Below are 13691 nucleotides of genomic sequence, written 5' to 3' on the forward strand. Positions count from 1 at the left end.
ATCTTCATGGACGCCGGCCAGATCGTCGAGATGAACGAGCCCAACGAGTTCTTCAAGAACCCCCAGCACGAGCGCACCAAGCTCTTCCTCTCCCAGATCCTGCACTGAGCCGGGGGCATCGCCTCCTTCTGCGACGGCGCCCTTGCGGGCGCCGTTTGCGTTGGTGACATGGTTTTGGACGCGCTACTGGTGGGGAACCTTTGCCGGCCCGCATCGTTGCTTTTTCCAACAATGGAGGAAAAGCCGATGAAACTGCTTGCTTCGACCCTTGCCGCGGGCCTGCTGCTCGCCGGCACCGGCGCCTTCGCACAGTCCGTGGATCTCGGGCCGGGCGGCGTCAGGATCGACACACGCACGCCGCACCAACGCGCGATGGATCGCGAGGATCGCTGGCGCGAGCGTGACCGCTGGGAACGCCGCCGGGCCTATCGCGCCGAGCGCGACTGCCGCACCGAGACGCGCATTCGCGAAACCCCGCGCGGCGAAATCCGTCGTACGGTCCGCGTCTGCGACTAAACGTGAGTTGAGTTCAGTTCAGTCTAGTCGTGTCTGTGAGGCCGCCGCACCCAGTCGGTGCGGCGGCCTTGTTTCGTCAGGCGGTTACTTGGCGTTCCGCGCCTTCACAGCCTGATCGGGGAAATCCGAGAACAGACCATCGATACCGAGCGCCAGATAGGCCTTGTACTCGGCGGCCGGGTCATTCTTGAAATCGGAAGCGAGGCGCTTGGGTTCGCTGCGGAAGGTCCAGGTATGGACGAAGAGGCCGACGGCATGGGCGTTCTTGACGACGTCGGTCGGCGGCAGCAGCACGCGGTCGCGCTCGTCGATCGTGCCGTCGCCGTTGAGGTCGCGCGGTTTGCCATCGTCGCCGAGCACCTGCTTGGCCGGCATCAGATAGGGCTTCCAGGGGCCGACGCCGTCGGCATAGGTCTTGACCTCTTTAAGGCCCTCGGCGGTGACGAGGTCCTTGAAGGTGCGCTTGTCGCCGGTAACGACGAAGTCGTAGGGCTTGTCGAACGGGGCGGCGAGCACGATGCCGCCATCCTTGTCGACATCGTCGGCATCGACGAGCTGGATCAGGCGCAGCTGTGTCTTGCCACGCAGATACTTCAGGTTCGCCGTCTCGAAGCTCTGGATGAACACCGGCGAGGTTTTCTCGGTCCAGCCGGCGGCTTTCAGCTGATCGAGCAGCTTGTCCTCGATCGCAAGACCCAGGGCCGAGTGATAGGTCGAATGCTTGATCTCGGGATAGATGCCGATGGTGCGGCCGGTGCGGGCGCTTTCGGCCTTGGCGAGTTCGATCACCTGCTGCAGCGTCGGGATCTCGTATTTGCCGTTATGCGACTGGTCGCGGTCGGCGAAGGCCTGCTTGGCCCTCAGCGTCTTGATTTCGGCGAGGGTGAAGTCGGAGGCGAACCAGTCGCTGGTGTCGACGCCGTCGACCTTGCGGGTCGTCTTGCGCGCGGCGAATTCCGGCCGGGTCGAGACGTCGGTGGTGCCCGACAGCATCGGCTCGTGGCGGACGACGAGATGGCCGTCCTTGGTCGAGACCAGGTCGGGCTCGATGAAGTCGACGCCGTGCTCGATTGCGAGCTTGTAGGCTTCGAGCGTGTGCTCAGGGAGATAGCCGCTGGCGCCGCGATGGCCGACGATCAGGGCGGGCTTACCGTCGAGGGTAGGGGCGGGGCTCTGCGCCAGGGCCGGCGCGGCCAGCACGAGGGCAAAGGTCGCCAGCATCGTCGCCGGCTGGAACAGGGGCTTCATCTCGTCCGATCCTCGTGTCCTGTGGAAGGTCGCGAAACTGCTCGGTCGATATGACAGGCCGGTGAAGGCCCGTTTGCCTCTTCGCAGTGCCAGGAGATTGTCCCTGCCGGCACCGCGAAGGTGCGCTTCAAGGCTCCGGCCGCTCGCTTGCCATTGGCCTCGAGCGACCGGAGCAGGAGGCTCAGCGACGGCCTTCCAGCGTGGTCTTGGCGTCGAGGCGCTTGGACGGCGGCGGCGTGGTGTCGACCGGCTGGGTGGCGCAGGCGGCGAGCGACAGGCAGAACAGGCCGGCAAGGGCGAGGCGGGAGAGGGCGGTCATTGCAGGAATCCCAGGCGGTTGGCGTTGCGGAAGGAGTTGTATCGTCTTGCGCCCTGTGGGACGAGGGCGTCAAGGGTCCTGTCGCGCTTCGGAATCGTTCCAGTTCGCGCCAGCCCGCAAGATCGAGACAGGAACTGCCGGACATGACCCCAGCCGCCCGCCTAAGCGCCGCCATCGAGGTCCTCACGGACCTGATCGAGCGTCGGCGCCCGGCGGCCGATGCGCTGAAAGATTGGGGCTTGTCGCGCCGCTTTGCCGGCTCCAAGGACCGCGCCGCCATCGCCTCTCTGGTCTATGACGCACTCCGCCGCCGTGCCTCCTCGGCACACGCGCTTGGCGAGGAGACGCCAAGGGCGCTGGTGCTCGGTATGTTGGTGAGCCAGCGCGGCCTCGGCGTCGAGGAGATCTCGGAGCTCTTCAACGGGCTAAATCACGCGCCGGCGCCGCTGAACGAGTTCGAAGTCGCCGGGCTCGCCGCCTACGACCTCAACGCCGCACCGGGGTGGGCGCGCGCCGATGTCCCCGACTGGCTCTGGCCCTCCTTCATGACCGGCTTCGGCGATGACGCGATTGCCGAAGGACAGGCTCTGGCGGGCAGGGCGCCGGCCGATATCCGCACGAACCGCCTGAAGACCGACCGCGACAAGCTGCGTGCGGCGCTGGCCCATCTTCAGCCCGAGCCGGGCGCGTGGTCGCCCGATGCCCTGCGCTTTCTGCCCGGCCCCGACGGGCGTGGCCCATCGCTGCAGAGCGAGCCGGGCTTCTTCAACGGCGAGTTCGAGATCCAGGACGAGGGTTCTCAGCTCGTGACCCTGCTCGCCGGGGCGCAGCCAGGGATGACCGTCGTCGACCTTTGCGCCGGCGCCGGCGGCAAGACGCTGGCGCTGGCTGCAGTCCTCGATGGCAAGGGACGCATCTTCGCCACCGATCTCGACAGCCGCCGGCTGGCGCCGCTGCACGATCGGCTCGCCCGCTCGGGCGCCGGCAATGTCGAAGTGCGCGTGCCCAAGAGCCGCGGCCATGATGCGCTCGCCGATCTCGCCGGCAGGATCGACCTAGTGCTGGTCGATGCACCTTGCACCGGCTCGGGCACCTGGCGGCGCAATCCCGATGCGAAATGGCGGGTGCGCCCCGGCGCGCTGGCGGAGCGCGTCAAGGAACAGGCGCAGGTGCTCGACCGTGCCGCCAGCCTGGTGAAGCCGGGCGGGCGGATCGCTTACATCACCTGCTCGATGCTGATGGAGGAGAACGACGGCGCGGTCGAAGCCTTCCTGGCACGACATGCCGGCTTCGGGCCGGTGGCGACGCGGTCCCTGCTCGATACCGGCGAGGTCGATTTCGGCCTGCTCGGCCGCTTCGCCACGCGTTTTGGCCTGCAGCTCTCGCCGCGCCGGACCGGGACGGACGGGTTTTATCTGAGCTGCCTTTCGGCGCCGGCCTGATCCGCCTTCAGCGCCGTTGCGCGCTCGCGCGCGATGGCGTAACCGGGCGCGATGAGCGCTCAGCCCCAGAACCCCGTCCCCCACGACTCCATCCTGATCATCGACTTCGGCAGTCAGGTGACGCAGCTGATCGCGCGTCGCGTGCGCGAGATCGGCGTCTACTGCGAAATCGCACCGTTCCAGTCGGCTTCCGACGCTTTCCAGCGCCTGAAGCCCAAGGGCGTGATCTTCTCCGGCGGCCCGGCCTCGGTGCCCGATGAAGGCTCGCCGCGGGCGCCGCAGGAGGTGTTCTCCTCCGGCCTGCCGGTGCTCGGCATTTGCTATGGCCAGCAGACCATGGCGCATCAGCTCGGCGGCAAGGTCGAGGGCGGCCATGCCGCCGAGTTCGGCCGCGCCGATGTCGAGATCGTCACGCCGTCGGCCTTGTTCGAAGGGGTCTGGGAGCAGGGCGGGCGCTACCCGGTCTGGATGAGCCATGGTGATCGCGTCACGCAGCTGCCGGACGGCTTTTCCGTCAAGGCGACCTCGGAGAACGCGCCCTATGCGGTGGCGAGCGACGAGACCAAGCGCTTCTACTCGACCATGTTCCACCCCGAGGTGGTGCACACGCCCGATGGCGGCAAGCTGCTGCGCAACTTCGTCGTCGACATTTGCGGCTGCAAGCCCGACTGGAGCATGTCGGCCTATCGCGCCGAGATGCAGAAGAAGATCCGCGACCAGGTCGGCAAGGGCCGGGTGATCTGCGGGCTCTCCGGCGGCGTCGATTCGGCGGTCGCGGCCGTGCTGATCCATGAGGCGATCGGCGACCAGCTCACCTGCGTCTTCGTCGATCATGGCCTGATGCGGATGAACGAGGCGGAGGAGGTGGTGCGCCTGTTCCGCGACCACTACAACATCCCGCTGGTCCACGTTGAAGCCGAAGAGCTTTTCCTCTCCGAGCTCGCCAAATGCGGCGCCGATCCAGAGGCCAAGCGCAAGACCATCGGCCGGCTCTTCATCGACGTCTTCGACGCCGAGGCGGCCAAGCTGGGCGGCGCCGACTTCCTCGCCCAGGGCACGCTCTATCCCGACGTGATCGAGAGCGTCTCCTTCTCGGGCGGGCCATCGGTGACGATCAAGAGCCACCACAATGTCGGCGGCCTGCCCGAGCGCATGAAGATGAAGCTCGTCGAGCCGCTGCGCGAGCTGTTCAAGGACGAGGTCCGCGTGCTCGGTCGCGAGCTCGGCCTGCCCGAGGCCTTCGTCGGCCGCCATCCCTTCCCGGGGCCGGGCCTCGCCATCCGCTGCCCCGGCGAGATCACCAAGGAGAAGCTCGACATCCTGCGCAAGGCCGATGCGATCTATCTCGAGGAGATCCGCAAGGCCGGCCTCTACGACGTGATCTGGCAGGCCTTCGCTGTGCTGCTGCCGGTGCGCACCGTCGGTGTGATGGGCGACTACCGGACCTATGACCATGTCTGTGCACTACGCGCCGTCACCTCGGTCGATGGCATGACGGCGGATTTCTACCCCTACGACATGGCCTTCCTCGGCCGCACCGCGACCCGCATCATCAACGAGGTCAAGGGCATCAACCGGGTGGTCTACGACGTGACGAGTAAGCCGCCCGGCACGATCGAGTGGGAGTGATTGCAATTTGAGCTGAAGCGAATATTGCTCTGCGATTGCCTCTGACGGTAATCGCAGAGCTAGAGACTCTTCTCGCACGCACTAGTCAGGAACAGTCGAAGCGACTGCTGAAGCAATGACCTCACCAATTTCGATCAAGACGGTTGCGCGGTGGCGCTGCATCCACGCTCGTCACTAGCTTTGATTGAGCTAGCAGACGGTGCCTTGCAGCTGTCGCTTTTGGGTTGGGCTCTTCAACCCGAAAATTGCTACCTCGCACCTCAAATTTCGTGCACGCAGCCACGCTACAACTCCAACTGAGCCGAGAGGGTGACCGGAGACATATTCTCTCGCAGTCCCTTGCTCAGTTCAGGCCGACAGGACTCATGTCGAGACCGAAATGCTGCTCTGAGAGCGTCTTCACTGTCCCGTTGTCGACGAGCTTTCTGATGGCGGGATCAAGACGTGCCTTGAGTTCGGCATTGCCCTTCTTGACGCCGATCCCGACACCGCCGGTGCCGAGCAGATCGCCTCTGAGACACGGGCCGATCAGTTCCAGCGTGTCGATGCCCTGGGACTTCTTGAGGGCGAGCAGCGAGTCCTTCGAGGCGAAGACGACATCCACGCGGCCTGCCTTGAGGTCGAGATCGCGCGCCGCCGGCGTCTTGTAGGGACGCGAGGATACGTCGGAGAGGTTCTTGCTGATGAACCGCGTCGACGTGCCGGAGGCTAGGGTGCCGATCGTGGCCCCCGTGAACGCGTCCCGATACGACTTCATCGCCTTGGCGAGATTGTCGTCGCTCAAGACCTCGATGCGATCCTCGAACGGCAGCTTCGTCTTCACCGAGGGCGTGACCGAGGCGAAGGTATAGCAGAGGCCTGCATAGGGAACGGTGAAGTCGATGACCTTCTGGCGCGCTTCGGTGATCCCCAGCGCATCGACGATCAGATCGTACTTGCCGTCATTGAGGGCAGGGATCATCGCATCGAAGGTCTGGCTGGCGATCGTGCATTTGACCTTGAGCTCCGCGCACAAGGCGTTGCTGAAGTCGATCTCGAAGCCCTTCAACGCGCCCGACGCATCGGTCAGGTTCCAGGGCGGGAAACCGCCTTCGGTGACGATCCTCAGGGAGCCCTCTTGAGCCGATGCCGGCTCAGCCGTGAACAGGGCCGCGACAGCAAACAAGCCGAACAGTCTATTCATGGTATTCCCCTATTTTTAGTGTGAAACGGTCGTCATGAATTTTCGCAAGGCGGCCGGCCCCTCCTTCGAGAAGATTTCAGTCGGCGTTCCTGATGCAGAGATGCTTCCGTTCTCGCAGAAGATCACCTTATTCGAGACGTTGCGGGCGAAAGCCATCTCGTGAGTGACCACGAGCATGGTGCTTCCGGAGTCCGCGAGCTTCTGCATGACTTGCAGGACCTCGCTCACAAGCTCCGGATCGAGCGCCGAAGTCGGCTCGTCGAAGAGAAGGACCGCCGGGTTGATCGCCAGCGCGCGGGCGATCGCGCCGCGCTGCTGCTGCCCGCCGGACAGCTGCTTGGGGTAGTAGTCCCGGAAGCTGGCGAGGCCGACGGAGGCGAGCAGTCCCTCCGCCTGCTCGATGCATTCCCGGCGCGCGCGTCCATGCACATGGACCGGCGCCTCGATGACGTTCTCGAGCAGGGTCTTGGACGACCAGAGATTGAAGCTCTGGAAGACCATGCCGATGTTGCGGCGGATCGCGTTGACTCGCCGGTTCCTCTCCCGTGCGGGTAACTGCCGGAAGGCGGCGATGTCGATCTGGTCGCCGCCGAAATCGACCTCGCCGGAATCGGGCGTCTCCAGGAAGTTGAGGCAGCGCAGAAAGGTCGACTTTCCCGAGCCCGAGGCGCCAATCAGCGCGATCACGTCGCCGCGGTGGGCGGTGACGCCCATGTCCTTGAGGACTGTCTTGGCTCCGAACGATTTGACGATCCGTCGTGCGGACAGGACTATGCTCATGCGGTCCTCCTCATCGCGTGAGTTTGCTTTCGGCTATGCGAAAGAGGGCGATCATCACGGCGTTGAAGACAAGGTAGTAAGCCGCGGCGACCGAGAAGGCCGTGAGCGGCTGGAATGTGTCCGAGCCGATCGCCGCCGCGATTCCCGTAATGTCCATGAGCGTGATGAGCGAGGCGAGAGACGACGCCTTGACCAGGATGACGATCTCGTTGCTCAGCGCCGGCAGCACCACCGGGGTCGCATAGGGGATGATGATCGAGCGATAGAGGCGATATCCACGAAAGCCAAAGCTGCGAGCCGCCTGGATTTCGCCGGCGGGCACCGCGGAGATGCCGATGCGATAGACCTCCGCGACATAGGCGCTGGCCTTCAGGGACAGCGCGATGATCGCGCACCAGATCGGCTCGCGCAGCACTGGCCACAACGGGCTGTTGCGCACGCCCTGAAACTGGCTCAGCCCGTAATAGAGGATGAACAGCAGCGCGATCATCGGGATGCTGCGCACCAGCTGGAGATAGGTCCACGCCGACAGGCTCAGCAGCTTGTTGGAGCTGATGCGCGCCGCCACGACGCCGATCGCCAGGATGGCTCCGATGCCGATGCCGCCGAACGCCACCGCCAGCGAGACCGGGATGCCTGCGGCGACCTCTGACGCGATCTCGAAATAGCTCATCGCCGCTGCCTCACGCCTCGTACCGACGTTCAAGCCAGGCGAAGATCGCCCCGGAGGCGAGCGTCACGATGAGATAGAGCACCGTGCACAGCAGGTAGAAGACGAAGGGCGCGCCGGTGGAGTTCGACGCGATCGTCGTGGCCCGCATCAGCTCGGTGACCCCCATCACCGAGATCAGCGACGATTCCTTCAGCAGCCCGATCCAGATATTGCCGAGCCCCGGCAGCGAGTAGCGCAGGATGTGAGGGAAAAGCACACGCCGGAACAGCACGAAGCCTGGCATCGCAAAAGCGCGCGCAGCGACGATCTCGCTTTGCGGCACCGCATTATAGGCCGTGCGGAAAAGTTCGATGGCGAGGGCGCCGGCGATGAAGCCCAGCGCCGCAAAGGCGACGACCAGGACGGGAAACTCGAACGTCGAAGGCGCCCCGGGCAGCCACTGCAGCAGCTTCAACCCCTCATTGAGGCCAAAGTAGAAATAGTAGACGACGATCAGCTCGGGCACGCTGCGCACGATCGTCGTGTAGATCTCCATCAGCGTGCGGGAGAACAGGTTCTGCCGCAGCTTCAGCGTGGCGCCGACGCCACCAATGACGAGGCCGATCACCAGCGCTCCGGTCGCCAGCAGCAGCGTCATGCCGAGGCCCGCCAGCAGGAACGGCATCCACTGGATCGAAAGGCCGATGATGTCCTGCGGGTTCGTCATCGGCCGGCCCGTCAGCTTGCGGGGGTCGCATGGGCATAATGCCGAGTCGTGGCCTCGGCCGAGACCCGCTCCTCCCGCAGGTCCTTCTCGATCTTGGCCGGGAGGCGTTCGGAGGCGGGGCCGTAGCCGCCGCCCGACGAGGTGACCATCGTCACGGTCTCGTCGGCTTTCAGCCGGCCGCTGCGGTTCTTGAGCGCCGGCTCGTCGCCGCTGAGCTCGACCCGGCAGACCTGCCCGGCTTCGCCACCCGCGATGCCGAAGGGCGGCAGGAGGCTGTTCGTGCCGCCGGCATTCACCACGGCGTCATGCCCGAGCGCGCGGACGGTCCGCCGGATCGACATGCCGCCACGGCTCCGGCCCGGCCCGCCGGAATCGCGCACAAGCTCGTAACGCTCGACGCGGAGCGGAAACTCGAGTTCCAGCGCCTCCACCGGCAGGTTGCCGGTGTTGGTGATGTGGACCTGGGTTCCGTCCATGCCGTCGAGCGCATAGCGCGCGCCCATGCCGCCGCCGATCATCTCGTTGTAGACATAGAAGCGTCCGCTACGCGGGCTCGTGCCGCTGATTGTCACGAGACCGCCGCCAGTGGATGCAGCGATGACGCGCTCGGGGATCGCCGGCTGCAGCGCCGCCAGGATCATGTCGACCAGACGCAGCGAGATGTCCGTCCGGCTGTAGACGGCGGCCGGCTCCTGGGCATTCAGCACCGAGCCGGGCTCGGCATGGACGCTGATCGCGCGATGGAAGCCGGCATTGGGCGGCACATCGGAAGCGACGAGGGTCTTCACGGCGTAATAGAGCGTGGCCAGCGTGGCGGTCAGCACCATGTTGATCGGCGCCGGGAGCTGCGGCGGATTTCCCGACAGGTCGAAGTGGATCGAGCCGTCCTTGATCTCGACCGCCACGTTGAGGTCAAGAACATGGCCGATCAGGTTGGTGTCGAACTTCGAGTTGAAGCGGTAGACTCCGTTCGGGATGCACGACAGCGACGCCCGCGTCTTGCGCTCGGCGTAGTCCATGATCTCGCGCTCGACCGATTTGACGACATCGAGCGAGTAGCGCTCGCACAGCGAACGATAGCGCTGCACGGCGAGCCGGTTGGCCGCCATCTGCGCCGCCAGATCGTTCCGGCGTTCGCGCGGAACCTGGCAGTTGAGCAGGATCAGCTCCAGGATGTCGGTCTGCAATTCGCCCCCGCGATAGAGGCGGATCGGCGGGATGCGCAGCCCTTCCTGGAAGATGTGCTTGTGGCTTCTGTCGACGAAGTCGGAGTGATGGGCCAGGTTGGTGACCCAGCCGCAATAGCGGCCGGCGACGAAGATCGGCTGCATCAGCACGATGTCGTTCAGATGCGTGCCGCCGCCGCGATAGGCATCATTGCCGATGAACACGTCACCGTCGCGCACATCGTCCAGATCGATGTGATCGAGCACATAGCCGCCGATGCCGAGAAGCGAGCCGAGATGCATCGGGATGCGCTCGGCCAGCGAGACGATCTCGCCCTTCTCGTTGAGGATGGCGGTACTGCAATCCTCGCGCTCCTTGATGTTGGTCGAGAAGGCGGTGCGGACGATGATGCTGCCCATCTCGTCGACCACCGACTGGAGGTATTTCGAGACGACTTCCGTGGTGATGGGATCGATCTGCATGACGCTCATCCAGCCGAGATGATGACGTTGTCGTGGCGGTCGATGACGGCGCGCTGCCCGCCCAGGACCAGGATGGTGGTATCCATCTGCTCGATCACGCACGGACCTGCGATCTCGGCTTCCTGCGGCAGCGTCGCCTTCTGGTAAACGGGCGTCCGGACCGTCTTCATGTCGTGGATATCGAGAATCTCCCGGTGCTCCACGGGCGTGATCGGTCCCTTCGCCGCAGGCCGGTCGGCGACCTGATGCTGGAAGGACAGGGTCTCGAAAGCCTCGGTCCGCACTGCGGTGATCTGGATCGCTTCCCCGTCGACGACGTAGCCATAGCGTTCGCGATGCGCGTTGACGAAAGCCGCGACGACGGCGTCGTAGCCGACCGCGCCAATCGCCTGAGCAACGGGAATCGTCAGCTCATAGGCCTGGCCGGCGTAACGGAGATCCACGGCCGCGGCGATGTTTCGCCGTTCGGCGGGCACGGCCTCTTCGTCGAACCAGCCATGGGCAAGCCTGGAAAGGTCGCCGAACTGGCGTTCCAGCCCGTCCAGGCTGCCCTGTGTCAGCGGCTCGTAGTGGGTGCGCACGAAATCCATGCGCATCCCGCTGGTCAAAAGGCCGACGGCACACATCACGCCCGGGAAAGCTGGCACGACGATCTCGGCGATCTCCAGCTCGCGCGCCAGATATCCCGAGTGCAACGGCCCGGCGCCGCCGAACGAGAACAGCGAGAAATCGCGCGGGTCGAGGCCGCGTTCGACGGTCATGGCGCGGATGGCATTGACCATGTTGGCGCTGACGACCTGCAGGATTCCCGCTGCCGCCCGCTCCCAGCCCAGGCCGAAGCCGGCGCCGAGCCGCTCGATCGCGGCACGCGAGGCCTGCGCATCGATTGGCAGGCGTCCGTTCAGCAGATGATTCTGGTTGAGGATGCCCAACGCGACATTGGCGTCTGTGACGGTCGGCTCGGAATTACCGAGATTGTAGCAGACGGGGCCCGGATTGGCGCCAGCGCTGCGCGGCCCGACCTTCAGCAGGCCATGGTCGTTATGGGCGATCGAGCCGCCACCAGCGCCCACGGCGAGGATGTCGATCATCGGAACCTTGATCGGGAAGCCCTCGACATTGGTCATCGACTTGTAGCGTGGCGCGAAGTTGCTGATGATCGAGACGTCGGCCGAAGTGCCGCCCATGTCGAAGGTGATCAGGTTGCCGCGCTTTATCTGCTGGGCGATCTTCACGGCGCCGACAACGCCGGCGGACGGGCCCGAAAGCACGGTGCGCACCGGCTGCGCCGCGGCGAGGTCGGCGCTGATCAGGCCGCCATTGCTCTGCGTGATCATGATGCGCGACGGCACCACTTCCTTCAGCTGGTCCTGCAGCCGGTCGATATAGGCGCGCATCAAGGGGCCGAGATAGGAGTTCATCACGACCGTCGAGGTCCGCTCATACTCGCGGAACTCCGGCACGATGTCCGAGGACACCGAAATGAACACATCCGGCAGCTCCTGCTGCAGGATCTGCTTCACACGCTGCTCATGGGTTGGGTTGAGGAAGCTGAAAAGGAAGGAGATCGCGACAGCGCGCACGCCCGACTCCCGGAGCGCCGGAACGAGCCCGCGGACCCCGTCTTCGTCGAGAGGCACGAGCACGGAGCCGTCGAACTGGATGCGCTCGGCGACCTCGAACCGCAGGTCGCGGGGCACGAGCGGCTCCGGCCGCATGGTCTGCAGATTGTAGAGCTCGGGCCGGCGCTGGCGGGCGATTTCGAGCACGTCGCGGAAGCCGGCCGTCGTCACCAGGGCGGTCGGAGCGCCCCGGCGTTCGATCAGCGCATTCGTGCCGACCGTCGTGCCGTGCCCGAAGAAGCTGAGCCGCGGCTCGCTCCCATCGCGCTCGGAAAGCAATGAGAACATGCTGCCGGCGGCATCGACGATGCCGGCAGAGGGGTCGGCTGGCGTACTGCTGACCTTCCAGACGGTGAACACGCCGCTGTCCTCGTCGAGCGCGCAGACGTCCGTGAACGTCCCCCCGGAATCCACGCCGATCCTGTAGGTGCCCATCTGCGACTGTCGCGACCTCATCCCGAACCCACCCCTCAGCGTCGGAGTATCGATCGGCGATGAATATTTTATTTCTTATTTATCATCAAGGGAATTTTTTCATTCACTATAGGGCGCATGTCGGCTCGGTATGAACTGGGCTGCGAGACGCCATCTCCAGCCGCGACGTTGGCGGGGAGGGGGGCGCTCATGTGCCGCGCAGGCTGGCGCCTCCGTGGAGCCGTCACCAGCGTTGGGAGGGTCAGCGCAGGATGTGAGAGAACGTTGTATTTCATGGATTGACATACTGAATGGTTATTTTCATAAATATTTGGCTTGATCATTATCCTTTCAACCAGCCGAGGAGGGCCCATGCCATCCGATGTCATTCAATTCGATGCGCCGAGCATCGGTCTATCGTTCCGTGCCAGACTGCTGGCGCAGGACAACCCCGATGTCGTCGATCAGGTGCTTGCCCAGCTGCCGCTGAAGAGCGTGCTCGGCCATGTCGTGATCTCGGGCGAGGCCGTCTGGATGCCGACCCGGATCGTCCATCTGGGCGGGAACAACATGGTTCCGCGCCATCCGGGCGCCGTCTATCTCTACGCGCCCGGCCAGACCATCTGCCTGACCTACGGCAAGATCACCGAGAGCGCGACCGTCAACAAGTTCGCCGAGGTCTTTGAGGAGGACCTGCCTAAGCTCCAGGCGCTCGGCGCGCATGTGTACGAGCAGACCGTAGCCCAGCCGCGGCGCAGCATCGTCGAGATCAATGTCCGGAGGGCTGCCTGATGTCCCATATCGCAAGGTTCGAGGGCGACTGGCGCGAGGCCAAGACGATTATCGAGAAACAGATCGACCGCGTCTGGTTCGACGAGCCCGTCGAGATCCAGAAGGTGCGCTGGGGCGTGATCGACAGCGGCGCCGGCAGCGGCGAGCAGTCCTTCTCCGTGCTCGTGCATCTGGAAGCCTATCTGATGCTGGTCGGCGCCGACGTCATGTATCGGCTGCTCAAGATCTCCAAATACGAGGACATGGAGCTTGCGACGCTCAACCGAATGACGCGGGAGTTTCTCACCGGAACCTTCAACGTGTTCGAGTTCATGACCGATCTCGGCCTGACGAACATGCATGAGGTTGGCCAGATGTATTCGGACGCCCTGGACACGCTGAAGACCAAGGACGAATACGTGGAACTGACCGGGGCGATGATGACCTATGTCATCCGCATGCACCGCTGGGTCCACTTCATCTTCCCGTGGAATCTCGGCGTCGCCTTCCCGCACCGCAAGCCGGCCGAGCTCGGGGCCTTCTCGAGGCTCGTTCCGGCAGCCTGAGCCCGCCGCGCCGGTTCATGCCGCTCTCCCATCCGGGTCCCGACCACGGTCGGGGCTCGATTTTTTTTGGAGGCTGACTTATGCAGCGGGCCAGTTCCTGAATATATTGATACAGGAGCGCAACCCTGAAAGGGAGCCGGAATGGTCGAGGACAGCACGCCAGCGCCCGCGGA

General features: G+C 64.7%; 13 protein-coding genes and 1 pseudogene. 6 read left to right on the forward strand and 8 right to left on the reverse strand.

The features are described from left to right. Together AC07O0_RS29935 and AC07O0_RS29940 are read left to right on the forward strand one after the other, a co-directional pair. Positions 1 to 108, forward strand: a pseudogene (locus AC07O0_RS29935) (amino acid ABC transporter ATP-binding protein); the annotation flags it as partial. A gap of 138 nt (positions 109 to 246) precedes the next feature. Beyond that, the gene (locus tag AC07O0_RS29940) at positions 247 to 516 is read left to right on the forward strand and encodes a hypothetical protein (RefSeq protein WP_494628444.1); all 270 of its coding nucleotides are present in this window, start codon (positions 247 to 249) and stop codon (positions 514 to 516) included. An 84-nt stretch (positions 517 to 600) separates the two neighbouring features. On the opposite strand, the gene AC07O0_RS29945 is transcribed toward AC07O0_RS29940, so the two are convergent. Both AC07O0_RS29945 and AC07O0_RS29950 read right to left on the reverse strand, forming a co-directional pair. Next, the gene (locus AC07O0_RS29945) at positions 601 to 1764 is read right to left on the reverse strand and encodes a glycerophosphodiester phosphodiesterase (RefSeq protein ID WP_494628446.1); all 1164 of its coding nucleotides are present in this window, start codon (positions 1762 to 1764) and stop codon (positions 601 to 603) included. Between the two features lie 181 nt (positions 1765 to 1945). Beyond that, positions 1946 to 2083, reverse strand: a complete 138-nt coding sequence (locus AC07O0_RS29950) for a hypothetical protein (protein ID WP_494628447.1) — start codon at positions 2081 to 2083, stop codon at positions 1946 to 1948. A gap of 143 nt (positions 2084 to 2226) precedes the next feature. On the opposite strand from AC07O0_RS29950, the gene AC07O0_RS29955 reads away from it, so the two are divergent. Together AC07O0_RS29955 and guaA are read left to right on the forward strand one after the other, a co-directional pair. Beyond that, positions 2227 to 3525, forward strand: coding sequence for an RsmB/NOP family class I SAM-dependent RNA methyltransferase (locus tag AC07O0_RS29955; protein WP_494628449.1), 1299 nt, complete (start codon positions 2227 to 2229; stop codon positions 3523 to 3525). 51 nt (positions 3526 to 3576) lie between these two features. Continuing rightward, positions 3577 to 5154: a glutamine-hydrolyzing GMP synthase gene (gene guaA, locus AC07O0_RS29960; RefSeq protein ID WP_494628451.1), complete on the forward strand. Its 1578-nt coding sequence runs from the start codon at positions 3577 to 3579 to the stop codon at positions 5152 to 5154. Positions 5155 to 5497: 343 nt separating this feature from the next. Here guaA and AC07O0_RS29965 read toward each other — a convergent pair whose 3' ends face one another. From AC07O0_RS29965 to AC07O0_RS29990, 6 genes are read right to left on the reverse strand one after another with little or no spacing between them, the layout of a single operon-like run. After that, the gene (locus AC07O0_RS29965; protein ID WP_494628452.1) at positions 5498 to 6337 is read right to left on the reverse strand and encodes a transporter substrate-binding domain-containing protein; all 840 of its coding nucleotides are present in this window, start codon (positions 6335 to 6337) and stop codon (positions 5498 to 5500) included. 15 nt (positions 6338 to 6352) lie between these two features. Beyond that, complete coding sequence (locus tag AC07O0_RS29970) at positions 6353 to 7117, reverse strand: ATP-binding cassette domain-containing protein (RefSeq protein ID WP_494628454.1); 765 nt, start codon at positions 7115 to 7117, stop codon at positions 6353 to 6355. Between the two features lie 10 nt (positions 7118 to 7127). Next, positions 7128 to 7790: an ABC transporter permease subunit gene (locus AC07O0_RS29975; protein WP_494628456.1), complete on the reverse strand. Its 663-nt coding sequence runs from the start codon at positions 7788 to 7790 to the stop codon at positions 7128 to 7130. A 10-nt stretch (positions 7791 to 7800) separates the two neighbouring features. After that, a complete protein-coding gene (locus tag AC07O0_RS29980) occupies positions 7801 to 8496 on the reverse strand; it encodes an ABC transporter permease subunit (RefSeq protein ID WP_494628458.1) in 696 nt (231 codons plus the stop codon). An 11-nt stretch (positions 8497 to 8507) separates the two neighbouring features. Next, on the reverse strand, positions 8508 to 10145 hold the full coding sequence (locus AC07O0_RS29985; RefSeq protein WP_494628460.1) for a hydantoinase B/oxoprolinase family protein: 1638 nt from the start codon (positions 10143 to 10145) through the stop codon (positions 8508 to 8510). Between the two features lie 5 nt (positions 10146 to 10150). Continuing rightward, on the reverse strand, positions 10151 to 12202 hold the full coding sequence (locus tag AC07O0_RS29990) for a hydantoinase/oxoprolinase family protein (RefSeq protein ID WP_494628462.1): 2052 nt from the start codon (positions 12200 to 12202) through the stop codon (positions 10151 to 10153). Positions 12203 to 12553: 351 nt separating this feature from the next. On the opposite strand from AC07O0_RS29990, the gene AC07O0_RS29995 reads away from it, so the two are divergent. After that, positions 12554 to 12973 (forward strand): hypothetical protein, encoded by a 420-nt coding sequence (locus AC07O0_RS29995; RefSeq protein WP_494628464.1) that lies wholly within the window; start codon positions 12554 to 12556, stop codon positions 12971 to 12973. Further along, positions 12973 to 13518, forward strand: a complete 546-nt coding sequence (locus tag AC07O0_RS30000) for a cucumopine synthase-related protein (RefSeq protein ID WP_494628466.1) — start codon at positions 12973 to 12975, stop codon at positions 13516 to 13518. Before AC07O0_RS29995 ends, AC07O0_RS30000 begins: the two co-directional genes overlap by 1 nt. Positions 13519 to 13691 lie beyond the last annotated feature (173 nt).

Source organism: Allobosea sp. GW821-FHT10B12, assembly GCF_059415545.1.